Annotated in this window: 11 protein-coding genes; 8 read left to right on the forward strand and 3 right to left on the reverse strand. The window is 71.8% G+C overall.

The window, feature by feature from the left end; translation table 11 throughout:
• Positions 1–45: 45 nt before the first annotated feature.
• Both ACFYTQ_RS04990 and ACFYTQ_RS04995 read right to left on the reverse strand, forming a co-directional pair.
• Positions 46–1,428 carry a metallopeptidase TldD-related protein gene (locus ACFYTQ_RS04990; protein WP_387357335.1) on the reverse strand — a complete coding sequence of 461 codons (1,383 nt, stop codon included), beginning with the start codon at positions 1,426–1,428 and terminating at the stop codon, positions 46–48.
• Positions 1,425–2,951, reverse strand: a complete 1,527-nt coding sequence (locus tag ACFYTQ_RS04995) for a TldD/PmbA family protein (RefSeq protein ID WP_387357336.1) — start codon at positions 2,949–2,951, stop codon at positions 1,425–1,427. The genes ACFYTQ_RS04990 and ACFYTQ_RS04995 overlap by 4 nt, the downstream gene beginning before the upstream one ends.
• A 194-nt stretch (positions 2,952–3,145) precedes the next feature.
• Here ACFYTQ_RS04995 and ACFYTQ_RS05000 point away from each other — a divergent pair, with 194 nt between their 5' ends.
• On the forward strand, positions 3,146–3,799 hold the full coding sequence (locus tag ACFYTQ_RS05000; RefSeq protein WP_387357337.1) for a TetR/AcrR family transcriptional regulator: 654 nt from the start codon (positions 3,146–3,148) through the stop codon (positions 3,797–3,799).
• Between the two features lies 1 nt (position 3,800).
• Here the strand turns inward: ACFYTQ_RS05000 and ACFYTQ_RS05005 are convergent, their stop codons facing one another.
• Positions 3,801–4,568, reverse strand: a complete 768-nt coding sequence (locus ACFYTQ_RS05005) for a TSUP family transporter (RefSeq protein ID WP_387357936.1) — start codon at positions 4,566–4,568, stop codon at positions 3,801–3,803.
• 84 nt (positions 4,569–4,652) lie between these two features.
• Here ACFYTQ_RS05005 and ACFYTQ_RS05010 point away from each other — a divergent pair, with 84 nt between their 5' ends.
• From ACFYTQ_RS05010 to ACFYTQ_RS05040, 7 genes are all read left to right on the forward strand, one after another.
• Positions 4,653–5,831 carry a sensor histidine kinase gene (locus ACFYTQ_RS05010; protein ID WP_387357338.1) on the forward strand — a complete coding sequence of 393 codons (1,179 nt, stop codon included), beginning with the start codon at positions 4,653–4,655 and terminating at the stop codon, positions 5,829–5,831.
• 4 nt (positions 5,832–5,835) lie between these two features.
• Complete coding sequence (locus ACFYTQ_RS05015; protein ID WP_387357339.1) at positions 5,836–6,495, forward strand: response regulator; 660 nt, start codon at positions 5,836–5,838, stop codon at positions 6,493–6,495.
• A gap of 85 nt (positions 6,496–6,580) precedes the next feature.
• Positions 6,581–7,063, forward strand: coding sequence for an FxsA family protein (locus tag ACFYTQ_RS05020; protein WP_387357340.1), 483 nt, complete (start codon positions 6,581–6,583; stop codon positions 7,061–7,063).
• A 314-nt stretch (positions 7,064–7,377) separates the two neighbouring features.
• Positions 7,378–8,976, forward strand: coding sequence for an amidohydrolase (locus tag ACFYTQ_RS05025; RefSeq protein WP_387357341.1), 1,599 nt, complete (start codon positions 7,378–7,380; stop codon positions 8,974–8,976).
• Between the two features lie 79 nt (positions 8,977–9,055).
• Positions 9,056–10,693: an apolipoprotein N-acyltransferase gene (gene lnt / locus ACFYTQ_RS05030; protein ID WP_387357342.1), complete on the forward strand. Its 1,638-nt coding sequence runs from the start codon at positions 9,056–9,058 to the stop codon at positions 10,691–10,693.
• Between the two features lie 376 nt (positions 10,694–11,069).
• Positions 11,070–24,656, forward strand: coding sequence for an amino acid adenylation domain-containing protein (locus tag ACFYTQ_RS05035; RefSeq protein WP_387357343.1), 13,587 nt, complete (start codon positions 11,070–11,072; stop codon positions 24,654–24,656).
• Positions 24,653–25,639, forward strand: coding sequence for an ATP-binding cassette domain-containing protein (locus ACFYTQ_RS05040; protein WP_387357344.1), 987 nt, complete (start codon positions 24,653–24,655; stop codon positions 25,637–25,639). Before ACFYTQ_RS05035 ends, ACFYTQ_RS05040 begins: the two co-directional genes overlap by 4 nt.
• Positions 25,640–25,713 lie beyond the last annotated feature (74 nt).

The following is a 25,713-nucleotide window of genomic DNA, read 5'->3' on the forward strand; positions in this document are numbered from 1 at the left end:
TTCGGCCCGAATCCGTGCCCGCGAGTTACCGTTCAGCAGCCGCGCTCAGGTGGCCCGGCTGACCGAGGACATGTGGAAGTCCGGAATCCGCAAGGGCGGCATGGCCGTTCGGGTGAACCAGTCCTTCCACTCGCGCGGCAGGGTGACCTCGGTGGCCCCGGCCTCGGTGACCCGGCGCAACAGGTCCACCGGACTCTCGTTGAAACGGAAGTTGTTCACCGCCGCGCTGACCGTGCCGTTCTCGACCAGATACACCCCGTCCCGGGTCAACCCGGTGAGCAGCAGCGTCGCCGGATCGACCTCGCGGATGTACCACAGGCACGTCAGCAGCAACCCGCGTTCGGTGCGGGCGACCAGATCGTCGAGCGTCGCGTCCGAACCGCCCGTCATGAGCAGGTTCTCGCCGGGAGCCGTGACGGGCGCGTCGTATTCGGCGGCGATCGCGCGCGGATAGATGAGCGAGGACACGGCCCCCTCGCGGATCCAGTCGACCCGCTCGGCGGGCAGCCCGTTGTCGAACACCGACACCGACTCCGAGGACGCGCTGGTCGCGACGAACGGGCGATACTCCAGTCCGGCGGCCGACGGATCGGAGTACAGGGTGAGCGGAATGTCGCTGAGCCGCTCGCCGATTCGCGTGCCGCCCGCGCGGGCGAACGCGGTGTGCCCCTCGTGCGCGCCCCGGCCCTCCATCGACCACACCATGTCGATCATCAGATCCGCCACCGCCGAGGGCGGCAGCAGGGTCTCGTACCGCCCGGCGGGCAACTCGACGCGGTGCTTGCACCAGTCGAGGCGTTTGGTCAGCTCGCCCAGCAGGGCCGCGGTGTCGACGTCGGTGAAATCGAGCGTGCCCGCGCCCACCCACGCGCTGGCCCCCGAGTCGGGATCGCCGCGCTTGCCGTTGATCTCGATCGATCCGGTGGGCTGGGTCCAGCGGCTGCGGATACCGGTCGAGGTGCCCAGCCAGGTGGTGTGCAGCTGGTGGTGGGCGAAGCCGTAGAGGCGGTCCGCGGCCTCGAATCCGATGGCCAGATCGCGGGCGAGGTCGGTGAAGACCTCGATGCCGGTGGTGGCCGCCGCGTCCGCCCAGTCCGGCGCCGCGAGCCCGGTCTCCAGCAGCGGCATGGCGTCGCGCGCGGGTTCGGCGTCGGCGGCGGCGGCCTCGGCGGCGCGGACCACGGCCGCGATGTCGTCGGGGTCGACGCTGGTCGAGCTCACGCTGCCGACCCGGGCATGGTTCGGTCCCGCCCGCAGGATCGATACGACCGCCCACTGCCGCGACACCGAGGAACCGTTGGTGGTCATGGAGTTTCCGGCCCAGCGCAGCGACGCCTCGTGCGCGTCGGTCACGATCACGATCGTCTCGTCCGCGCGCGCGGCCGCCAGCGCGCGTTCCACCACCGCACCACCGTGTGGAATCGTCATCGCCCCGCCTCCGCCTGAGTGTTGAGCACATTGACCCCCCGCACCAGCACCGACGGGCAGCCGTGGCTGACCGCGGCGACCTGGCCGGGTTGGGCCTTACCGCAGTTGAACGCGCCGCCCAGCACCCACGTCGACGGGCCGCCGACGGCCTCCATCGCGCCCCAGAAGTCGGTGGTGGTGGCCTGATAGGCGACGTCGCGCACCTGACCGGCCAAGCGCCCGTTGCGAATTCGATAGAATCGCTGGCCGGTGAACTGGAAGTTGTAGCGCTGCATATCGATCGACCAGGACTTGTCGCCGACGATGTAGAGGCCGTCCTCGACTCCCGCGATCAGCTCCTCGGTGCTGGTGTCGCGCGCCGGGTCGGGCCGCAGCGAGACATTGGCCATGCGCTGGATGGGCACGTGGTGCGCGGAGTCGGCGTAGGAGCAGCCGTTGGAGCGGTCCAGCCCGAGCCGGGGCGCGAACACCCGATCGAGCTGATAGCCCACCAGGACCCCGTCGCGGATGAGATCCCAGCGCTGCCCGGCCACGCCCTCGTCGTCGAAACCGACCGTGGCCAGGCCGAATTCCTCGGTCCGGTCCCCGGTGACATGCATGATCGGGGTGCCGTAGCGCAGCGTGCCCAGCTTGTCGGGCGTGGCGAACGACGTTCCGGCGTAGGCGGATTCGTAGCCGATGGCCCGGTCGTATTCGGTGGCGTGACCGATGGATTCGTGAATGGTCAGCCACAGATTCGTCGGATCGATGACCAGATCGGTCGGGCCGGGTTCGACGGTGGGCGCCTTGACCTTCTCGGCCAGCCACTCCGGGATCCGCGCGAGTTCGCCCGGCCAGTCCCACACCCCGTCCGCGCCGGTGACGTACTCCCAGCCGCGCCCGGCCGGGGCGGCCAGCGTGCGCATCGTCTCGAACCGCCCCGCCGCCGGATCGACCGTCACCGCCTCCAGTTGCGGATAGACCCGCACCCGTTGCTGGGTGATCGACGAACCGGCGGTGTCGGCGTAGAAGACCTGCTCCTTGACCTGATACACCGACGCGGTGACGTGATCGACGCCGTCGGCGGCCGACAGCCGCTCCGAATAGTCCTGTAGCAGCGCCACTTTCTCGCGGGTCGGCACCGCGAACGGATCGATCGCGTACGACGAGACCCACGACGCGTCGGCGTAGGCGGGCTCCGCGGCCAGCTCCACCCGCTCGCGGTTCAACGCGCGCAGCGTGGTCGCGACCGCCACGGCCCGGCGCGCCACGTCGGCGGCCGTCGCGGGGGTCAGATCCGCGTGCGAGGCGAAACCCCAGGTGCCGTCGACGATCACGCGCACCGCGAAGCCCAGATCGGTTGCGTCGTGGACGGATTCGACCCGGCCGTCGCGCAGGGCGATCGACTGGGTGACGAGCCGATGCACGCGCAGATCGGCGTGTTCGGCACCGGCGGCGCGCGCCGCGGCGAGCGCGGCGTCGGCCAGCGCGGCCAGCGGTAGCGCGCGGAACTGTTCGTCCACGTCCCGGGTAGCGATGCTCACCCCGGACACGCTAACCGCTGGTGAACGTCGGGTTCAACCGGAACGCCAGGTGAGCGGCCGCGCCCGCGCGACACGCCGTGCAAACCGGCATCGAGTGCAAACCCGCACGAAATGCGGCCTGGCACAAGGTGAAGAACGCGCACGACACGCAGCTTGCCGCGTGTTCGCCGATCCATGCCGTACTGTCTGCCCGCGTGCCGCCATCCGCACTCCGTGACCGTAAACGAGAACGTACCCGTCGCGCCATCCTCGAGGCCGCCGTCGACCTGTTCGAGCGCCGTGGCTACGAGGCGACCACCGTCGCCGACATCGCCGCGACGGCCGAGGTGGGCACGCGCACGTTCTTCAACTACTTCGAGAGCAAAGAGGAGCTACTCTTCCCCGAACCCGACGATCGGGTGCAGGCCGCCGTCCACGCCATCGCCACCCGGCGCCCGGACGAACGGCCCGTCGAGGTGCTCTTACGCGCCTTACGCGCGGCCGGGGACAACCCCGGCGACCACATCGGCGACGATCTCGCCGCCCGCATCGCGGTACTGCGCGCGCAGGTTTCGCGCACGGTGCCCGCGGTGAGCGGCCGCGCCGCGCACGCGCAGCTGGCCGCCCAGCAGGAGATCGCCCGGCAGTTGCGCACCGCGTTCCCCGACGAACTCGACGAGGTCGGCGCGGCCGCGTTGGTCGGCGCGGTCGTGGGCGCGGTGTCGGGCGCGCTGACCGTGTTGTTCTCCGGCCGGTACGCCATCGAGGACGGCGATCGGCTGCACCACAAGATTCGCGAGACCACCTCCCGCGTCCTCGCGCCCTGGCTGTCCTCGGGGCGGCACATGACCGCCGAGATGGTGCGCTGACTCAGCCGAACTGCTGCCAGCCCAGTCGAATCACCATGGCCGCCACCACGATCAGCAGCACCGCGCGCACGAATCCGGCCCCGCGCGCCAGCGCCATGCGCGAACCCACCACGGCCCCGGCGATATTCGCGATCGCCATCACCAGGCCCAGCGCCCACAGCACGTGCCCGGTGGCCGCGAGCAGCACCAGCGAGCCCAGATTGGAACCGCAGTTGATCACCTTCGCCATTGCCGCCGCGCGCACGAACTCCGTGCCCAGCAGCGTGGCGAACGCGATGATGAGGAACGTTCCGGTGCCCGGTCCGATCAGGCCGTCGTAACAACCGATCAGCCCCGCCGCGAGCAACACCACCAGCACCGTCTTGCGCCGGGTCGGTGGATGCGTGGCGAGGGTGACCCCGATCGAGGGCCGCAACGTCACGACGAGCGCCACCGCGGCCAGCACCACCATCACGATCGGGATGAAGAACCGGCGTTCGATCAGTCCCACCGCGGCCGACCCCGCGGCCGAGGCGATCGCGGCGACGAGCGCGCCCGGCACCAGCACGCGCCAGTTCATCGGCACCCGGCGCGCGAAAGTGGCTGCCGCAGCGCTGGTTCCGCAGAACGCGGCGAGCTTGTTGGTGCCCAGCACGGTCTGCGGGGCCAGGGTCGGGGCGACCAGCAGCAGGGTCGGCAGGATGATCAGCCCGCCGCCGCCGACCACCGCGTCGACCCAGCCCGCCGCGGTCGCCGCCGACACCAGCGCCGCCCAGTCCGCGAAATCCACGCCGCCGAGACAATCAGACATCGGAGGAATCCGGCAAATCACCGGACAACCCGGCGCGGCGGGCGCGGCGCATAGGCTGGGGCCGTGCGTCGATTCAGTCTCTGGCTGCGCGGCAAACCCGTGGTGGCCGATTCGATCCTGGCCTTCGCGCTGCTGGTGATCGATGTGCTGTCCGGGCGCACCAGCACCCACCCGTACATCGATCTGCCGCTGAGCGTGCTGATTCCGCTGCCGCTGGTGCTGCGCCGGGTGTATCCGCGGGCGGCGGCCGCGGCGATGCTGGCGTTGTCGCTCGCGGTCACGGTGATCGATGTGGTGCTGCACGGCGAGCCGGAGTATCCGGCGTTGCTGGCGCTGGGGATCATGCTCTACACGTTGGTCGCCTACGTGGGTCGTCGCGACGGGTTGGTCTATCTGGTGGGCCTGGCGGCCGACGGGGTGCTGTCGGTGACGCTGGACGATCAGCCGGTCGGCTCGACCCTCGCGTTCCTGACCCTGTACTACGCGCTGTGCTGGACGCTGGCCGAATTCCTCGGCGCGCGACACGCTTACGACAGCGAGGTCGCCGCGCGGCTGGCCGTCGCCGACTACGACCGGGAACGCGGTGCGCACGAAGCGGTTTCGGTCGAACGCACTCGCATCGCCCGCGAACTGCACGACGTGGTCGCGCACGCGGTGAGCGTGATCGTCGTCCAGGCCGACGGCGCGAAGTACGCCCTGCGCCGCGACCCCGACGCCGCCGAACAAGCGCTGGCCACCATCGCCGCGACCGGGCGCGACGCCCTGCGGGAACTGCGCCGCACGGTCGCGCTGCTGCGGACCGAGCACGCCCCCGAACAACTCCCGCAGCACGGCACCGCGGGCCTGGCGAAGGTCGTGGAGATGATGCGCAACGCCGGGCTGGCCGTCGAACTGGAACTCACCGGCGAACTCGACGACGTGACACCCGAGGTGAGCCTCGGTGTGCACCGCATCGTGCAGGAGTCGCTCACCAACACCTTCCGGCACGCGGGGACCGATCCCACCGCGTGGGTCAAAGTGCGCCGCCGCGCCGACGACGTCCTGGTGGAGGTGATCGACTCCGGTCCGCTCTGCGGCACCGAGGCCGCGGGTCCGCGCAGCGGGATCATCGGCAGCGGGCTGGGACTGGTCGGGATGCGGGAGCGGATCGCGGTGCTCGGCGGCACACTCGAGGCGGGGCGGCGGCCCGAGGGCGGTTGGCGGGTGCGTGCCACCATCCCGTTGGCGCGGCCGATAGATTGAGGGCGTGCCGATCACCGTTCTCGTCGTCGACGATCAGGAGCTGATGCGGGCCGGGCTGAAGATGGTCCTCGGGGCGCATCCCGACATCGAGGTGATCGGCGAGGCCGACAACGGGGCGGCGGCCGTGCGGCACACCGTGGATCTCGTGCCCGACGTGGTGCTGATGGATGTCCGGATGCCGGTCGTCGACGGCGTGACCGCGACCGCGCAGATCCTCGAATCCGGTTGCGGCAGCAGGGTTCTGGTGATGACGACGTTCGATCTGGACGAGCACGCGCTGGGCGCGCTGCGCGCCGGGGCGAGCGGCTTCCTGCTCAAGGACACGCCACCCGAGGACCTCATCTCGGCCATTCGCAGCGTGGCCGCCGGGGACGCGGTGGTCTCACCGAAGGTGACCAAGCGGCTGCTGGACCGGCTCATCGCCGACGACCCCGGCGGCATGCGCGATCCGTCGGTGCTCGATGTGCTCACCGCCCGCGAACGCGAGGTGCTCGAGCAGATCGCCGCCGGGCGCTCCAACGCCGAGATCGCCGCCGAGCTGTATCTGTCCGAGGCGACGGTCAAGACGCACGTGGGCCGGGTGCTCACCAAACTGAATCTGCGCGACCGGGTGCAGGCGGTGGTGCTCGCCTACGAGACGGGTCTCGTGCGGCCCGGCGCCTGAATTCTCAGTCACCCCACAGGCCGGGCGGGAGAAAATTCGGACATCCGCGCGTTGGATCGGGTAGAGAGTCGCCGAAAGGACCGCCATGCCCGCCCTGCTGTTCGCCCTCTATCTGGTCGCCGAGGTCGCCACCCTGGTCGTGGTCGGCCACGTCCTCGGTGTCGTACCCACCATCCTGCTGCTCATCCTCGGTTCCGGCCTGGGCCTCGTCCTGGTCCGCGCCCAAGGCCGCAAGGTCTTCGACCAGTTCCGCCGCGCGAGCCGCGGCGAGATCGCCCCCGGCACCGCCGTGGCCGACGGCTTCCTGGTAGCGGTCGGCGCCGTCCTCATGTTCGTCCCCGGCCTCCTCACCTCCCTGGCGGGCCTCCTGTTCCTCCTCCCCACCCGAGCCCTCCTCCGCCCCCTCCTCACCGCCTTCGCCGCCCGCCAGGCCACCCGCCTAGCCACCTCCCCCCGCTACCGCGGCGTCGTCATCGACCCCACCGGCGACATCATCGACGCCACGGTCACCCACGAGTACTACGACGACGGCCAAGGCCGAGCCCACCGCATCATCGACGCGAACTGAGCGGCCCTACCCGGCCTTCGGCCGGGCAGGGACAAATTGGTGCGCCCGGCCGGGAATCAGGGACTGATCGGTGCCCCCGGCCGGGGATCAGAGACAGATCGGTGCCCCCCGCCGAGGATCAGAACAGATTGGTGCCCCCGCCCGGGGAATTGGGTGAGACTGACCCCACCGAATGCTTGGGCGACCCAGGTGGACAGGCAACCCAGCCGCACCCTTTATTCGGATCCGCACCCGTTGCAGGGCTATACAACGGGTGCGGATTCGAATAAGGGGTGCGGGTGGGGTGGTGGGGGTGGGGTGGCAGACTCGGCGGGGTGAGTACGCGGTTGCTGGTGGGGGGTCGGATCCATAGTTCGAGTTCGCCGGATGCGACGGCTATGGCGGTCAGTGATGGGATCGTGGTGTGGGTGGGGGCGGATCGGCCGGGGCGGGCGTTGCATCCCGAGGTCGAGGTGGTGGAGTTGGATGGGGCGTTCGTGGCGCCGGGGTTCGTGGATCCGCATGTGCATGTGACGGGGTTGGGGTTGCGGCTCATCGGGTTGGATCTGTCGGGGGCGGGGTCGCTGGGGGAGTGTCTGGAACTCGTGCGGGAGTACGCGGCGGCGCACGACGACGCGGTGCTGACCGGACAGGGATGGGACGAGACGAGCTGGCCGGAGGGTCGGCCGCCGACGCGCGAGGAGATCGACGCGGCCGTGGGGGCGGGCAGGCTCGCGTATCTCGTTCGGGTGGACGCACATTCGGCCGTGGTGTCGACCGCGATGCTCGACGCCGTGCCGCGGGTGCGCTCCGCCACCGGCTACACCCCCGGCGAACCGCTGCGCGCCGAGGCCCATCATCTGGTGCGGCAGGCCATGATCGAGCGAATGGACCGCGCGCAGCGCGACCGGGCCCGCCGCGCGGCGCTGGATCACGCGGCCGCACACGGGGTCGTGGCCGTCCACGAATGCGCGGGTCCGGAGATCTCCGGCCGCGCCGACGTCACCGAACTGCTCGAATTCCCCCACGGCGTCGAGGTCCGCGCCTACTGGGGTGAAGCCGTGCGCGACGCGGGCGAGGCCGCCGCCCTGACCAAGGAACTGGGCGTGCACGGATTGGCGGGCGACCTGTTCGTCGACGGCTCGATCGGCTCGCACACCGCCTGGCTGCGCGCCCCCTACGCCGACCGCGACACCACCGGTGTCGGCTACCTCGACGCCGACGCCATCGCCGCCCACGTGCGCGCCTGCACCGAAGCGGGCGTGCAGGCCGGCTTCCACGCCATCGGTGACGGCGCGATCGACGCTGTGCTGCAAGGCTTTTCGCGGGTGGCCGCCGAACTGGGCACGCCCGCCGTCGCCGCCCGCGGCCACCGCCTCGAACACGCCGAACTGCTCGACGCCGACCAGATCGCGAAACTCGCCGAATTCGGCGTCATCGCCAGCGTGCAACCCGGCTTCGACGCCGCCTGGGGCGGCCCCGACGGCATGTACGCCCAGCGCCTCGGCCCCGACCGCGCCGCCGCGCTGAACCCGTTCTCCGCCCTGGCCGCCGCGGGCGTCGCCCTGGCCATCGGCTCGGACGCACCCGTCACCGCCCTCGACCCCTGGGCGGCCGTGCGCGCCGCCGCCCACCACCGCACCCCCGGCCACCACCTCTCCCCGCGCGCCGCCTTCGCCGCCGCCACCCGGGGCGCCTGGCGGGCGGGCGGCGTCCGCGACGGCATCGCGGGCACCCTCGTCCCCGGCGCGCCCGCCTCGTACGCCATCTGGGACGCAAGCGAATTGGTGGTCGCCGCCGCCTCGGATTCGGTGCAGCGCTGGTCCACCGATCCGCGTTCGCGCGTGCCCGGCCTGCCCCGCCTCGATCCGGACGCGCCCCTGCCGACCTGCCTGCGCACCGTCCACCGCGGCGAGACGATCTACCGGGCATGAACTGTTCACACCCCGATGGGACGGATGTACCAACGGTCCGTAGCATCGGCCGCGTGCCGAGATCGCCCGAGTGCCCGCGATGAGTGAGTCCGATTCGTCCGGGACGCGGGCACATTCGATCGACGCGATCCGCGGGTTCTGGACCCACCACCCCGTCCTCGGCCGCAGCCTGCTGTCCGTCGCGGCGGGCCTGCTGATCTTCGCCAGCTTCCCGCCGCGCACCTGCTGGTATCTCGCCCCGCTGGGCATCACGCTGCTCACCCTCGCCGTGCGCGGCGAGGGTCGCCCGCGCGGCGGATTCGGCTACGGCATGCTGGGCGGGCTGGCCTTCTTCCTCCCGCTGCTGCCGTGGACCGGAATCTACGTCGGCCCCGTCCCGTGGCTCGGACTCTCCGCGGCCTGCGCGGTCTACGTCGGACTGTTCGGGCTCGCGGCCCGGCTCGTCGGCGGCCTGCCGGGCTGGCCGCTGTGGGTGGCGACGGCGTGGTCGCTCACCGAATGGGGACGATCCAGCTTCCCCTTCGGCGGATTCCCCTGGGGCAGGCTGGCGTTCGGGCAGGCCGACGGCTGGTATCTCCCGCTGGCGATGCTCGGCGGCGCGCCGCTGGTGAGCTTCGCGGTCGCGCTCACCGGAACCCTGTTGGCCGCCTTGGCCATTCGCGTGTACCGTCGCGACGCGCGCGGCCTGCGCCGCGGAATTTTCGCTGTCGCAACACTTGTGGTTATCATCCCGGGTACCGGAGTGATCCTCCGGGCCGCGCTGCCCGCCCCGGACGACGGTAACCGGCCGATCACGGTCGCCGCGATCCAGGGCAGCGTGCCGCGCCTGGGCCTGGACTTCAACGCCCAGCGCCGCGCCGTCCTCGACAATCACGTCCGCCGCACCGAGGAGTTGGCCCGTGCGATCGACGCCGGGCAGGCGCCGCGGCCGGATGTGGTGATCTGGCCGGAGAATTCGTCCGATATCGACCCTTTGCGCAATTCCGACGCGGCCGCGGAGATCACCGCCGTCTCCCGCCGCGTCCACGCGCCCATCCTGGTCGGCGCGGTCCTGGTCAACGACGACGACACCACCACCAATTCGGTTCTGGTGTGGGACGGCGACCGGGTGGGGGAGCGGCACGACAAGAAGATCGTGCAGCCCTTCGGCGAGTACCTGCCCTATCGCGACTTCTTCCGGCACTTCTCGAAATACGCCGACCGCGCGGGCTATTTCGTGCCAGGCCACGGCGACGGCGTCGTGCACGCGACGCCCGCCCGCGGCGGTCCGCCCGTCGCGATCGGCGTGGCCACCTGCTACGAGGTCGCCTTCGACCGCGCCTTCGAGGACTCCCTGCGCGCGGGCGCCCAGATCCTCACCGTGCCCACCAACAACGCCACCTTCGGCCGCAGCGAGATGACCTATCAGCAGCTGGCCATGTCCCGCGTGCGCGCGGTGGAACACGGTCGCGCCCTGGTCGTTTCGGCCACCACCGGGGTGAGCGCCATCATCGCCGCCGACGGCACGGTCACTCAGCAGACCGAGCAGTTCGTCCCCGCCGCCCTCGTGGCGACGCTCCCGCTGCGCGACGCCACCACCCCCGCCACCCGGCTGGGCCCGCTGCCGGAACGCCTGCTGGTGGTCGTCGGCGCGCTCGCCGTCGGCGTTGCGGCTATCCGGCGGCGAACCTCGCGGCCCGCATCGCCCGCGCCCGCCGAGGGTCGGGTCGACGCGTAGCCGGGCACGGGATCGCCCCGGCGCGCGCACCTTTCGGGCGTACCCGTGACCGCAACCGCGCGGGCACGGCGGCAGCGGGCGTTTCGCAATGTTTGCCCGAACTTAGCTGAATTACCAACGTGTGACTTGCTTCTGCCGTAGCATGCCTGTTTACTTGATCTTCGTCCTGTGATATCGACGGTTGCGGTTCGTTAGCCTCTCGAAGATCGCCTCCGCCAACGTCGTTCGAATCGAAACAAGTCGGGGACCTTACCGATCCGCCCGACTCGATGCTCCGAATCATAGGACGTGAATCACGATCACGGTCGGCGCTGCGCGCGCCGGCCGTGGCGGTGCTTGCGCAGATGCGTCTACGGCGGCAGAAACGGAGTGATTGATGAGTTCATTGGCCACGGATCGGGTCGACCACCGCCCCTCCGGCGAACTCTCAGCACCGCCCTTCGCTCTCTCACCCGCGCAGACCGCTCTCTGGTACGCCCAGCGCATCCGGCCCGACGTGCCGCTCACCATCGCGCAGTACGTCGAGATCCACGGCGATCTCGACGTGGGCCGATTGCTCTACGCCATCGAACGTTTCGGCGCCGAATCCCAGGTGGGCCAGGTCCGCCTGCTGGAGATCGACGGCGTTCCGCACCAGGTGATCGATCCCGCGCGCCGACCGGGCTGGGCACGCATCGATCTGCGGCACGAGGCCGATCCGCGCGCCGCCGCCCTGCGCTGGATGACCGACGACGCGGCCACCCCCATCGATCTGGAACGCGACCCGCTCACCGCGAATGTCGTGCTGCGCACCGGCGATCAGGACTACATCTGGTACGCGCGGGCGCATCACATCGTCATCGACGGCTACGGCGCGATGAACGCGCTGCTGCGCACGGCAGAGATCTACACGGCCCTGGAACAGCGCACCGAACCGGTGGCCTCCCGCGCGACCCCGCTGGCCGAGCTCTACCTCGAGGAGTCCCGCTACCGCGACACCAGCCGCTTCCGCGCCGACCGCGAGTACTGGCTCGAACAGCTCGCGGGCGTCGGCGCGCCGATGAGCCTGTCCGGCACCGCGATCGCCGCCGGCACGCCGGACGCGGGCCGCCGCCTGGCCACGGCCGTGCTGGACGAGGCGGTCGAGGCCCGGCTGGCGGAGGTCGCGAGCGAATTCGGTACGCAGCCTTCGGCATTGGTGGTGGCGGCGCTGGCCTGCTACGCGCGGGCGGCCACCGGCAATCCGGACGTGGTGCTGAGCCTGCCGGTCTCCGCGCGGACCACGGTGGCCCTGCGGCGTTCGGCGGGCGTGGTGTCCAATGTCGTACCCATCCGCGTGCGCTTCGACGACGACACCAGCTTCCGTCAGGTGGTGCGCACCGCCGAATTGCAGATCACGGGCGCGCTGCGGCATCAGCGGTACCGCCACGACGACATCAGACGCGACTGCGGCTACTCCCGCGACGCCCGCGGCTTCTTCGGGCCGATGGTCAACATCATGCTGTTCCACAGCGAACTGCGCTTCGGCGGCCTCGTCGGCTCGCTCAACGTGCTGGCCACCGGACCGGTGGAGGATCTGTCGATCAACCTCTACAACGGCGAGGGCAACCGCATCCACGTCGACTTCGAGGCCAACCCCCAGCTCTACGGCGCCGCCGAGGTCGCCGCGCACCACGGCCGTTTCCTCGATTACCTGGGCCGCGTCCTCGCCGGGGACCCCGACGCCGCCGTCACCGCACTGCCCGTCATCACCGACGCCGAACGCGATCGGGTACTGCGGCAATGGAATTCGACCGCGGTCGCGCGCCAGGAGGGCACGCTGGCCGACCTGTTCGCCACCCGCGCCGCGGCCTGCCCCGATGCCGTCGCACTCGAATTCGGCGACGAGACCCTGACCTACGCCGAGTTCGCCGCCCGCGCGAACCGCTGCGCCCGCGCGCTGATCGCGCGGGGGGCGGGCCCGGATACCGTGGTGGGCCTGGCGATTCGACGCGGCATCGATCTGCTCGTCGGCATGTACGCGATCACCCAGGCGGGCGCGGCGTACCTGCCGATCGATCCCGACCATCCCGCCGAACGCACCGCCCACATCCTCGACGCCGCGCGCCCGCTGTGCGTGCTCACCGCCGCCCGCGACGAGGTCCGACTCCCGGCCGGGGTCGAGCGCGTCGGCATAGATGCGCTCGACGCCTCCGGTCACGCGGCCGATCCGATCACCGACGCCGACCGGCGCGCACCGCTGCGCCCCGACCACCTGGCCTACGTGATCTTCACCTCCGGCTCCACCGGAAAGCCCAAGGGCGTGGGCGTCTCCCACGCCGCCATCGTGAACCGGCTGCGCTGGATGCAGCACGAGTACCCGCTCGACGCGACCGACGCGGTGTTGCAGAAGACGCCCGCCACCTTCGATGTGTCGGTGTGGGAGTTCTTCTGGCCGTTACAGATCGGGGCGCGGCTGGTGATCGCCGCCCCCGACGGGCACCGCGACCCCGCGTACCTGGCCGCGCTGATCGCCGAGAAGGGCGTCACCACGGCCCATTTCGTGCCCTCGATGCTGTCGGTGTTCGTCACCGACACCGATGTGCGCGGCTGCGGCTGCCTGCGCCGGGTCTTCTGCAGCGGTGAGGCGCTGCCCGCGGCGACCGTGCGCGATTTCCATGCGGCGCTGGGCGATTCGGCCCCCGCGCTGCACAACCTGTACGGCCCGACCGAGGCCGCGGTGGACGTCACCCATTGGCCGTGCGCGCCCGAACAGGACACGGTGCCGATCGGCGCGCCCGTGTGGAACACCCGGGTCTACGTCCTCGACGAGCGGCTGCGCCCGGTCCCGCCCGGCGTGGTCGGCGAACTGTATCTGGCCGGTGTCCAACTGGCCCGCGGCTATCTCGGCCGTCCCGGCCTCAGCGCCGAACGCTTCGTCGCCGACCCCTTCGAGGCCGGGGAGCGGATGTATCGCACCGGCGATCTGGTCCGCTGGCAGGTGCGCGACGAGCCCGTCGGCGCGCTGGAATATCTGGGGCGCAGCGACTTCCAGGTCAAGATCCGCGGGCTGCGCATCGAACTCGGCGAGATCGAGGCGGCCCTGCTGGCCGACGCGCGGGTGGCCCGCGCGGTGTGCGTGGCGCACGCCGCGCCCGGCGGCGACGAACTGGTCGCGTATGTGGTCGCCGTTCCCGGCGTCGCCCTCGACACCGCCGAACTGACCGCCGCGCTGCGCGGCCGACTGCCCGGCTACATGGTCCCCGCTCACCTGCTGGTGCTCGACGAACTGCCGCTGAGCCCCAACGGCAAGGTCGACCGGAAGGCGCTGCCCGCACCGCGTTTCGCGGCCCGGCGCACCGACCGCGGATCCGCCGCCCCGCGCACCGAGGTGGAACGCCGCCTGGCCGCGGTCTTCGCCGAGGTGCTCGGCGTCGAGGCGATCGATGTGGCCGACAGCTTCTTCGATCTCGGCGGCAACTCGCTGTCCGCGGCGCGCGCGGTCGCGCGGATCAACGCCGCCCTCGGCGCCGGTCTCACCATCCGCGACCTGTTCGAATCCTCGACGGTGGCCGCGCTCGCCGCCCGCCTGGACGAACACAACCCCGACACCTCCTCGCCGAAACTCGTGGCGGGCCCACGGCCGGAACGGATTCCGCTGTCGCTGGCCCAGCAGCGGCTGTGGATCCTGAACCGGTTCGCCGAGCACGCCTCGGCCTACAACATGCCGCTCGCGGTCGAGTTGACCGGACCGCTGGACCGAGAGGCGTTGCGCGCCGGGCTGATCGACGTGCTCGAGCGGCACGAGAGCCTGCGCACCACCTTCCCCGACTCCGCCGACGGCCCGACCCAGGTCGTGCATCCCGCCGCGGAGATCCCGCTCACGCTCGACCCGATCGACGCCACCGACGACGACGCGCTCGCCCTCGCCGCCGAATACGCCGGGTACGGTTTCGATCTGCGCAGCCAGGCCCCGATCCGGGTGGCGCTGTACGCGACCGGGCCCGACCGGTACATCTTCCTGGTGGTGCTGCACCACATCTGCGGCGACGGCTGGTCGGTGGCCCCGCTGGCTCGTGACCTGATGACCGCGGTCGCCGCGCGGGCGGGCGGCCACGCGCCGGACTGGGCGCCGCTGCCGGTGCAGTACGCCGACTTCGCTCTGTGGCAGCGTGAATTGCTCGGCGACGAAACCGATCCCGCGAGCGCGCTGTCGCGCCAGCTCGCCTACTGGCGGTCCGCGCTGGCCGACCTGCCCGATCAGCTCGACCTGCCGATGGACCGCCCGCGCCCGCCGCGACGCACCGCCGCCGGGGCGAGCGTGCGGTTCACCATCCCGGCGCAGACCCGGCGCGCTGTCGCCGCGCTGGCCGCCGAGCGCGGCGTGTCCACCTTCATGGTGTTGCACGCGGCGCTGGCGACCCTGCTCGCGCGGCTGTGCAACAGCACCGACATCGCGATCGGCACCCCGATCGCCGGCCGGTCCGATCCGGCGCTCGACGACCTGGTCGGCATGTTCGTCAACACGCTCGTGCTGCGCACCCGCGTCGACCCCGCCGCCGGATTCGATCGAATGCTCGACCGCGCCCGCGAAACCGACCTCAACGCCTTCGCCAATTCCGATGTGCCGTTCGAACGGCTGGTGGAGGTCGTGAACCCGGCCCGCGACGCGGGGCGGCACCCGCTGTTCCAGGTGATGCTGTCCTACGAGAGCACCCCGGAACTGAGCATCGAGCTGCCCGGCGTGGCCGCGCGGGTGCTGCCGCTGGCGGTCGGGGTCACCAAATTCGATCTGCAACTCACCGTGCAGGACACCGTGCCCGCCGACGCCGCTGACCCCGAGGACCGGCCGTTCACGGCCGAATTTGGTTACGCCACCGACGTTTTCGACGACGCCACGGTGTCGGCCCTCGCGGGCCGGTTCGTGCGGTTGCTCACCGCCGCCGTCGCCGCGCCCGACGTCCCGGTCGGCGATCTGGACCTGCTCGACGTGCGGGAGACCGGCCGGCTGGTGCCCATCACGGGCGCGCCCGGCGAACCGTCGGTGACCCTGGCCCGGCTGCTCAGCGAGACCGCCGAGCGCCTCCCGGACGCGGTCGCGGTGCGCTACCAGGGCCGCGACACCACCTACCGCGAACTCGACGAGCGCTCGAATCGCCTGGCGCGCGTGCTGATCGAGCACGGCGCGGGGCCGGAGGTGGTGGTGGCGATCGCGCTGCCGCGCGGCCTGGAATCGATCCTGGCGGTCTGGGCGGTCGCCAAGACCGGCGCGGCCTACGTGCCGGTCGATCCCGACTACCCGGCCGACCGGATCGCGCACATGCTCTCCGACTCCGGTGCGATGCTGGGCCTGACCAACGCGACATGCCGTGCGGCGCTGCCGGATTGGCCGGTGCGGCGCGGGCGGCACCGCAAGCAGTACGTGGACTGGCTGCTCATGGGCTCGGCCCAGCTGGCGGCGGAGTCGGCGCGCTACCCGATCACCCCGGTCACCGACGCCGAGCGGCACCATCCGCTGCGCGTCGCGCACCCCGCGTACCTGATCTACACCTCCGGTTCGACCGGCACGCCCAAGGCGGTCGTCGTCACCCACGCCGGGCTGGCGTCGCTGGCACACGAGCAGATGCATCTGTTCGGCGTCACCGATTCCGCACGGACACTGCTGTTCTCGTCGCCGTCGTTCGACGCGTCGGTGCTGGAACTGCTGCTTGGCTTCGCCGCCGGGGCGACCGTGGTGGTGGCCCCCGCGGGCCTGTACGGCGGCGCGGAACTCGCGGCGCTGCTGCGCGCCGAGCGGATCACCCACGCCTTCGTCACCCCCGCCGCGCTGGGCACGGTGCCGCCGGACGGCCTGGCCGACCTGGAGGCGGTGATCGTCGGCGGCGACGCCTGCCCGGAGGAACTGGTCCAGATCTGGACCGCGAACCACCGCATGCACAACATGTACGGCCCCTCGGAGGCGACGGTCGCCGCCACCGCGACCGGGCCGCTGATCGCGGGCCGCCCGGTGCCGATCGGCCTGCCCGTGCGCGGGATGCGGCTGTTCGTGCTCGACGCGCGCCTGCACCCGGTGCCGCCGGGCGTGCCGGGCGAGCTGTACCTGTCCGGGCCCGGCCTCGCGCGCGGCTATCTGGGACGGCGCGGGCTGACCGCGGCCCGCTTCCCGGCCAACCCGCACGGCCGCCGCGGCGAACGCATGTACCGCACCGGCGATCTCGTGGTCGCCGACGCGGCCGGACAGCTGCGGTTCCTCGGCCGCGCCGACGACCAGGTCAAGATTCGCGGCTTCCGGATCGAGCTGCGCGAGATCGACCATGTGCTGCGCGCCCATCCCGGCGTCCGGTTCGCCGTCACCGTCGTGCACACCGGCGAACCCGGCAGCACCCGCCTGGCCTCCTACATCACCGCCGACGAGGGCACCGATCCCGCCGCGGTGCTGGCGACCGCCCGGCAGCGGCTGCCCGGCTACATGGTGCCCGCCGCGATCACCGTGCTGGACCGCGTGCCGGTCGGCCCGTCGGGGAAACTGGACCGGAAGTCGTTGCCGGAACCGGTGTTCGGCAGCAGCGGGCCGTCGCGCGCGCCGGAGACCGAACTGGAACATCGGGTCGCCCGCGTCTTCGAGACCGTGCTCGGACATCCGGTGCCGGGCGCGGAGGACAGCTTCTTCGATCTGGGCGGCAACTCGTTGCTCGCCACCCGGCTCGCCGCCGCCCTGTACGACGAATGCGGCGTCGACCTTCCGGTCCGGGAGATCTTCGACGCCCCCACCGTCGCCGGGGTCGCCGCCCGGCTGGCCGACGCGCCGCGCGCCCGGCGCACCGCGCTCGTCCGCTACGACCCGCGCCCCGCGCGGGTGCCGCTGTCGCCGCCGCAGCGGCGCCTGTGGTTCCTCAACCGCTACTCGCCCGAATCCAGCGCCTACAACATCGCTTTCGTCGTCGGCGTCGACGGCGACCTCGACGTGGCCGCGTTGCGCGCCGCGCTGACCGACGTCATCGACCGACACGAGGTGCTGCGCACCGTGTTCCCCGAGGACGCCGACGGGTCGGGGGCCCACCAGGACGTGCTGGACCTCGAGACGTGCGTCCCCGCGCTGGAGCCGATCGCGGTCGACGACGACGAGGCCGACCGGCTGCTGGGCGAATTCGCCCGGCGCGGTTTCGATCTCACCGTCGAACCGCCGGTGCGAATGATGTTGCTGCGCACCGGCCCCCGCGCCCACCGGCTCGGCATGGTGCTGCACCACATCGCCGCCGACGGCTGGTCGCTGGCGCCGCTGACCCGCGACCTCGCCGTCGCCTACGCGGCGCGGCGCGGGGGAGCCGCCCCGGCCTGGACGGTGCTGCCCGTGCAGTACGCGGATTACGCGCTGTGGCAACACGATTGCCTCGGCGACACCGGGGACGCGACCGGTCCGGCCGCGGAACGCCTCGCGTTCTGGCGCGAGACGCTGGCCGACCTGCCCGCGCGCATGCCGCTGCCCTACGACCGGCCGCGCCCGGCCGAACCGGCGCAGCGGGCCGGCACCGTCACCCTCGCGGTGCCCGAGGAGCTGACGGGCCGCATCGAGGAGTTGGCCCGCGCCGAGGGCGTCAGCCGGTTCATGGTGCTGCGTTCGGCGCTGGCGGTCCTGCTGCGCATCGTCACCGGCACGCGCGACGTCGTGATCGGCACGCCGATCGCCGGGCGCACCGATACCCGCCTCGACGACCTCGTCGGCATGTTCGTCAACACGCTGGTGCTGCGCTCGAACGTCGACCCGGATCACGGCTTCGCCGAACAGCTTCGGGCCGACCGCGACGGCGAACTGGCCGCCATGGCACACGCCGACCTGCCGTTCGACCGCATCGTGGAGGAACTCGGCCGCGGCGGCGCCGACCCGCTCGTGCAGGTGGCGCTGACGGTCCAGGACGGTCCGGCCCCCACCTTGGAACTGCCCGGGCTGCGGCTCACCGCGGACGAACTCGACATCGCCACCGCCAAATTCGATCTCGAACTGCGCGTGCCCGCGACGGGACCGTTCGAATTCGTCTACGCCGCCGAGCTTTTCGATCGCGACACCGTGGCCACGCTGGCCGAGCGGCTGGTGTCGGTGCTCGCTGCGGTCACCGCCGATCCGCGGATCATGGTGCGCGACATCGACGCCCGCACCGAGATCGAGCGCGAGCTGTTCACCCCGGCGTACGGCCCGGTGCCCACCCCGCAGTGCAGCCTGGCGAACTACTTCACCGCCACCGCGCATCTCAACGTGGACCGCCCCGCCATCCGCAGCGGCGGGGTCGAACTCACCTACGGCGAGGTCGACCGGTACTCGAACCGGCTGGCGCGCACCCTGATCCGGCGTGGCCTCGGTCCCGGCGACCGGGTGGCGATGGGTCTGACCCGATCGGTGGAATCGGTCGTGACCATGCTCGCCATCGCCAAGGCGGGCGCGGCGTTCGTCCCCATCGACCCGAACTACCCGGTCGATCGGCAGCGCCACATGCTCACCGACGCCGACTGCCGGGCCGGGGTGTCGCTGTCGCGGCACCTGGCCGGGCTGCGCGCGGCGGCGGACGACGATCGCTCGACCGAATGGCTGCTGCTCGACGATCCGGAGCTGACCGCCGAACTCGACGAATTGTCGGACAGCACGGTCACCGACGCCGAGCGGGTGCGCACCATGTGGACCACGGATCTGGCGTACGTCATCTACACCTCCGGTTCCACCGGAAAACCCAAGGGCGTGGCCGTGACCCACGCCGGGCTGTCGAATTTCGGCGACGAGATCCGCGACCGGATGCGGGTCGACCGCGAGGCGCGCACCATGCACTTCGCGACGCCCAGCTTCGACGCCGCGATCTTCGATCTGCTGCTGGCCCTCGGCGCGGGCGCGACCATGGTCATCTGCCCGACCGACATCTACGGCGGCGACGAGCTGGCCGCGCTGATGGACCGCGAGCGGATCACCCACACCTTCATGACGCCCGCCGCGCTGGCCACCATCGACCACGAGCGCTGGCCGCTGCCGCACCTGCGGTCGCTGCTGGTGGGCGGCGAGGCGCTCAGCGCGGAACTGGTCGCCCGCTGGGCCCCGAACCGCTTGCTGCTCAACGGGTATGGCCCCACCGAGACGACCGTGGTCATCACGGTGTCGCCGCAGTTGGCCGTCGGCGAGCAGATCACGATCGGCACTCCGGTGCGCGGCGCGCGGGTGGTCGTGCTCGACGAGCGGTTACGCCCGGTGCCGATCGGGGTGGCGGGGGAGCTGTACCTGGGCGGCCAGGCGCTGGCGCGCGGATATCTGGACCGACCCGGACTGACCGCGGGCCGGTTCGTCGCGGACCCGTACGGTCCGGAGGGCACCCGCATGTACCGCACCGGCGACATCGTCCGCTGGAACGAGCGCGGCGAACTCGTCTACCTCGAGCGCGGCGACCAGCAGGTCAAGATGCGCGGCTTCCGCATCGAACTGGGCGAGATCAACGAGGTGCTGGCCGCCCACCCCGCGATCCGGTTCGCGCACACCGAGGTTCGCGAGATCGCCGGGACGGACCGGCTGGTGTCCTACGCGCTGCCCGCCGATCCGCGGGCCGGGATCGACGCCGAACAGCTCCGCGCGCACATCGCCCGGCAACTGCCCGCGCACATGGTGCCCGCCAGCATCACCGAACTCGACCACATCCCGCTCACCCCGGTCGGCAAGCTGGACCGCGCGGCCCTGCCGCGGCCGCGGCTGCTCACCACCGCCGCCCGCGAACCGGACTCGGAGGCCGAACGCCTGGTCGCCGAGGTGATGGCCGAACTGGTCGGCGCGGATCGCGTCGGCGCCGACGACAGCTTCTTCGCCGTCGGCGGAAACTCGCTGCTGGCAACGCAATTGGTGGCCCGGCTGGCCGCGGCCACCGGCGTCCGGCTCGAGGTGCGCACCGTCTTCGCCGCGCCGACCGTCGCCGAACTGGCCACCCTGCTCGAGGTCGGCGGCGGCACCGACACCTCGCCCCGGCTGCGTCGCCGCCCGCGCCCGCCGCGCGTACCGTTGTCGGCCGCGCAACGGCGGCTGTGGTTCCTGGCCCGGTTCAACCAGACCGCGGGCGCGGCCCTGTCCGGGGTCTACAACGTGCCGGTCGCGCTGCGGCTGCGCGGCGAACTCGACGGCGAGGCCCTGCGCGCCGCGCTGCACGCGGTCCAGGAACGGCACGAGACGCTGCGCACGGTCTTCGGCGAACTCGAGGGCGAACCGTTCCAGCGGGTGCTGAGCCCCACCGAGGCGGCGATCGACCTGCCCGTCGCCGAGGTCACCGAGGACGAGGTGCCCGACGCCGTCCACGCCGTCGCCGCACCGGGATTCGACCTCGCCACCGCGGCCCCGCTGCGGGCGCGACTGCTGCGGCTCGCCGCCGACGAGCACGTGCTGGTACTGGTCGTGCATCACATCGCCATGGACGGCTGGTCGCTCGAGCCGCTGGCCGCCGACCTCGCCGTCGCCTACACCGCACACCGGGCGGGAACCGCGCCGCAGTGGGACGAACTGCCCGTGCAGTACGCCGATTACACGCTGTGGCAACGGGATTCGCTCGGCAGCGAGGACGACCCCGGCTCGGTGATCAGCCGCCAGCTCGACTACTGGCGCACGGCTCTGGACGGCATCCCCGAACTGCTGGCCCTGCCCGCCGACCGCCCCCGCCCGCCGACGCCGAGCTACCGCGGCGGCACCGTCGAGGCGGAGATCGACCCCCGCACGCACCGGGAGTTGCAGGCGGTCGCGCAGCGGCACGGCGTCACCATGTTCATGGTCCTGCACGCGGCCCTCGCGGCCCTGCTGCACCGGCTCACCGCGGTCGGCGACATCACCGTCGGCACCCCCACCGCGGGCCGCGGGCATCCGGCGCTGGATCGGCTCGTCGGCATGTTCGTCGGCACGCTCGTCCTGCGGACGCGGGTCGACGGCGGGCAGTCGTTCGCCGAACTGCTCGACGGGGTGCGGGAGACGGATCTGGCGGCGTTCGACCATCAGGACGTGCCGTTCGAGCGGCTGGTCGAGGTGCTCAATCCGGCGCGCTCGCAGGCGCATCACCCGCTGTTCCAGGTGATGCTGTCGGTGCGCAACCAGCCGGTGGGCGCGCTGGAACTGCCGGAGCTGCGCATCGAGGCGGCCGACGCCGACCCGGGCATCGCGAAATTCGATCTCCAGTTCACCGTCACCGAGGCGTGGACCACCGAACGGGAACCCGGCGGCATGACCGTGGCGGTGAACTTCGCCCGCGACCTGTTCGACGAGACCACCGCCGCCGGACTCGGCGCGCGGCTGGTTCGCCTGCTCACGGCCGCCGCGGCGAATCCCGCACTGCCCGTGGGTGATCTGGAGCTGCTCGACGGCGCGGAATGGTCGAGCCTGGCCCCGGTGCGCGGCGCGGCGGCCGACCGGCCCGTCACCCTCGCCGAGGTGTTCGAGGCCGCGCTGCGGATGAACCCGAAGGGCGTCGCGCTGCGCAGCGAGGGCACCCAGGTCACCTACGACGCGCTCGACCGCTGGACCAACCGGCTGGCCCGGGTGCTGCTCGCGCTCGGCGTCGGCCCGGAAACCCTGGTGGCCGTGGGCATTCCGCGCTCCGCCGAATCGGTGGCGGTGACGCTCGCGGTGGCCAAGGCCGGGGCGGCGTTCGTGCCGATCGACCCGACCTATCCCGAACACCGCATCGCGCACATGCTCACCGATTCCGGTGCGACGCTGGGCATCACGCTGTCGAGCCACCGCGAGCGGATGCCCGACGGCGCGACCTGGACGGTGCTGGACGCGCCCTCGTTCCGCCGCCGGGTGCTGCGCACCTCCGACGCGCCGCTCACCGCCGACGAACGGCCGCTGCCGGTGCGGATCGGCAATCCGGCCTACGTCATCTACACCTCCGGTTCCACCGGCGTGCCCAAGGGCGTGGTCGTCACCCACGGCGGCCTGTCGAACTTCGCCGCCGAGACCGCGCGGCGTTTCGACGTGCGGCCCGGCTGTCGCGTCCTGCATTTCGCCACACCGAGTTTCGACGCGGCCATGCTGGATCTGCTGCTGGCCCTGGGCGGGGCGGCGACGCTGGTGATCACGCCGCCCGGGGTGTACGGCGGCGCGGAGCTGGCCCGGGTGTTCATCGAGGAGGCGATCACCCACGCGTTCATCACCACCGCCGCACTCGGCACGGTCGACCCGACCGGGGTCACCGCGCTGCGGCACGTGCTGGTCGGCGGCGAGGCGCTGCCCCCGGAACTGGTGAACCGCTGGGGAATCGGCCGCGACCTGCACAACGTGTACGGGCCGACCGAGACCACGATCGTCACCGCCATCTCCGAGCCCATCCGGCCCGGTATGCCGATCACCATCGGCGGCCCGATCCGGGGCGTGGCCGCGACCGTGCTCGACGCGCGGCTGCATCCGGCCCCGGCCGGGGTGACCGGCGAGCTGTACCTGGCGGGCGCGGCGCTGGCGCGCGGATATCTGCACCGGCCGGGCCTGACCGCGCAGCGATTCGTGGCCAACCCGTACGGCAAACCGGGCGACCGCATGTACCGCACCGGCGATCTCGTGCGCTGGGTCGCCCGCGACGGCCGCCGCGACCTCGAGTACGTGGGCCGCACCGACCATCAGGTCAAGATCCGCGGCTTCCGCATCGAACTCGGCGAGATCGACGCCGCGCTCGCGCGCCACCCCGCCGTCGAATTCGTCACCACCATCGGCCACACCACCCCCGCGGGGGCGACCGCCCTGGTGGCGTACGTGAAGCAGCACCGCGGCCACGAGGTCACGGTCGCGGAGCTGACCGCGCACGTGGCCGAGTTGGTGCCGAATTACATGGTGCCGCAATCGATCACATTGTTGAACGCGGTGCCGCTCACGCCGGTCGGCAAGCTCGACCGCAAGGCGCTGCCCGAACCGGTGTTCGGGGCCGGTTCGGGGTATCGGGCCCCGTCGACGCCGGTGGAAGAGGCGCTGTGCACCGCGTTCGCGGAGGTGCTCGGCGTCGAGTCCGTCGGCGTCGACGACGGCTTCTTCGAACTGGGCGGCAACTCGCTGCTGGCGACCAAGGTGGTGTCCCAGTTGCGTTCGGCGGGCATCGATCTGCCGGTGCAGGCGATGTTCGGCGACTCCAGCCCGGCCGCCATCGCGCGCCGACTGGCCGTCAGCACCGGTGACGCGCTGGCGGCCGCGCTCGAGCCGATGCTGGCCATCCGGTCCGCGGCCGGATCGTCCACGCCGCCGCTGTTCTGCGTGCATCCGGCGATCGGATTGTCGTGGTGCTATTCGGGTCTGCTCGCGCACCTGCCCGCCGACCGTCCGCTCTACGGCCTCCAGGCGCCGCACGTATCCGGCGGCGTCGAGCACGACTCGATCGTCGAGGCCGCCGAAAGCTATGTGGCCCATATCAAGTCGGTGCAGCCGGAGGGGCCGTATCATCTGCTCGGCTGGTCGCTGGGCGGGTTGATCGCCCAGGAGATCGCCGTGCAGTTGCAGCGGGCGGGGGAGCGGGTGGCCCTGCTGGCCATGATGGACAGCTACCGGCTCTCCGACGATCTGCTCGACCACGCCGTGCCCGGAATCGCCGACATCATCGGCGAATTCGGCAGCGATCTGCTCGGCGGCGACCACGCCGTCGATCCGAGCCTGACCCTGACCGACGCGGCGGAGCTGCTGCGCAACCGGCCGGGACCGTTCGCGGCGCTGACGGTGGAGCATCTGCGACGGCTGCACACCGGATACGCCAACGGCGCCGTGCTCGCGCACGGCTTCCACCCCCGCGTCTTCGACGGCGACCTGTTGTTCTTCACCGCCGCCGACGACGAGATCAACCGGGCCGACCCCACCCGGTGCGCGCAGGCCTGGGAGCCGTATGTGACCGGCGCGATCCACGATCAGAAGGTGCGGTGCCGCCACTCCGGCATGACCACGCCGGAGGCGCTCGCGGTGATCGGACCCGTCCTGCGAGAACACCTGGGCGGCAACGACGTCCGCGCCGACCAAGCGAAGGAGATCAAGTGAGTCTGGCGGTGGAGGTCGCGGGCCTGGTGAAGAACTACGGCCGGGTTCGTGTCCTCGACGGAATCGACCTGGAGATCCCGCGCGGCACCGTCATGGGGTTGCTCGGCCCCAACGGCGCGGGCAAGACCACCACGGTGCGCATCGTCACCACACTGCTACGGCCCACCGGGGGCGCGGTGCGGGTGGCGGGGATCGACGTGCTGCGCGATCCGGCCCGCGCCCGCACCCGCATCGGGTTGTCGGGCCAGTACGCGGCGGTGGACGCGAACCTGTCGGGTTTCGAGAATCTGCGGATGGTCGCCCGGCTCTACGGGATGAACCACAAACGGGCCGCGGCCCGCGCGGGCGAACTGCTGTCGGCGCTGGGCCTCGACCACGCCGCGGGCCGCCGGGCGGGCACCTACTCCGGCGGCATGGCCCGGCGGCTCGACCTGGCCGGGGCGCTGGTGGCGCGGCCGCCGGTGGTGGTGCTCGACGAGCCGACGACGGGTCTGGATCCCCGTGGGCGCCTCGACATGTGGCGTGTCATCGGCGATCTCGTCGACGACGGCACCACGGTGCTGCTCACCACCCAGTACCTGGAGGAGGCCGACCTGCTCGCCGACCGCATCACCGTGATCGACCGCGGGAAGGTGATCGCGCGCGGCTCGGCCGACGAACTCAAGACCGCGATCGGCGGTGACCGCCTCACCGTCACCCTGGCCGCCGGGCAGGACCCGAAACAGGCCATGTCGGTGCTCGCGCAGGTCGGGGTCGGCGAACCCGCGCACGAGGCCGGGACCGACGAGGTGTCCGTCGTGGTGGGCGACGGCTCCCGGACGATGGTCGAGGCGTTGCGCCGACTCGACGACGCCGGGGTGTGCGTGGTCGACGCCACCGTGCACCGGCCCAGCCTCGACGAGGTGTTCCTGGCGCTGACCGGAACCCCCACGGCGGCAGCCGAACCCGAAACCGACGATGTTGCAGAGGAGATCATGTCGTGACGACCGCGGAACTGATCGACCGGCCGGAAACTCCGGCGGCCGAAGGGTATTCGACGCGGGTGAGCCCGATTTCC

It is taken from the genome of Nocardia sp. NPDC004068, from assembly GCF_042874315.1.
GTDB lineage: Bacteria > Actinomycetota > Actinomycetes > Mycobacteriales > Mycobacteriaceae > Nocardia.